The organism is Oribacterium sp. HCP28S3_H8, assembly GCF_052064775.1.
Lineage (GTDB): Bacteria > Bacillota > Clostridia > Lachnospirales > Lachnospiraceae > Oribacterium.
In genome coordinates this window covers 1-630 of sequence record NZ_JBQHUZ010000033.1, presented here as the reverse complement: position 1 = coordinate 630, position 630 = coordinate 1, and the positions used below count along the sequence as shown (strand labels likewise).

2 pseudogenes are annotated in these 630 nt (G+C 50.0%); both read left to right on the top strand.

The features are described from left to right. Positions 1-479, top strand: a pseudogene (locus ACTNEN_RS13330) (tetracycline resistance ribosomal protection protein Tet(W)); the annotation flags it as partial. A 50-nt stretch (positions 480-529) separates the two neighbouring features. Further along, positions 530-630 (top strand): annotated as a pseudogene (locus tag ACTNEN_RS13325) (class I SAM-dependent methyltransferase); the annotation flags it as partial.

Here is a 630-nt window from a genome sequence, read left to right as displayed (position 1 = left end):
TCCGTTACGGGCTGGAGCAGGGCTTGTTCGGCTGGAACGTAACGGACTGTAAGATTTGCTTTGAATACGGGCTTTATTACAGTCCGGTCAGCACGCCGGCGGACTTCCGCTTATTGGCCCCGATTGTATTGGAACAGGCATTGAAGGAATCGGGGACGCAGCTGCTGGAACCTTATCTCTCCTTCATCCTCTATGCGCCCCAGGAATACCTTTCCAGGGCTTATCATGATGCACCGAAATACTGTGCCACCATCGAAACGGCCCAGGTAAAAAAGGATGAAGTTGTCTTTACTGGCGAGATTCCCGCCCGCTGTATACAGGCATACCGTACTGATCTGGCCTTTTACACCAACGGGCGGAGCGTATGCCTTACAGAGCTGAAAGGATATCAGGCCGCTGTCGGTCAGCCGGTCATCCAGCCCCGCCGTCCAAACAGCCGCCTGGACAAGGTGCGCCATATGTTTCAGAAGGTAATGTAAAGATACATAATCGTCAAGACGGCAACAATCAGAAGTTATGGAGGGTAACAATGGAATATAGTAAGGAAGATTTAATGGAAGCAAAAAAGCAAATTTGGGGAGTGGGAGAGAACATGGGAACAGAGGAAAGTAAAAAAATCTGGGAGGAGAA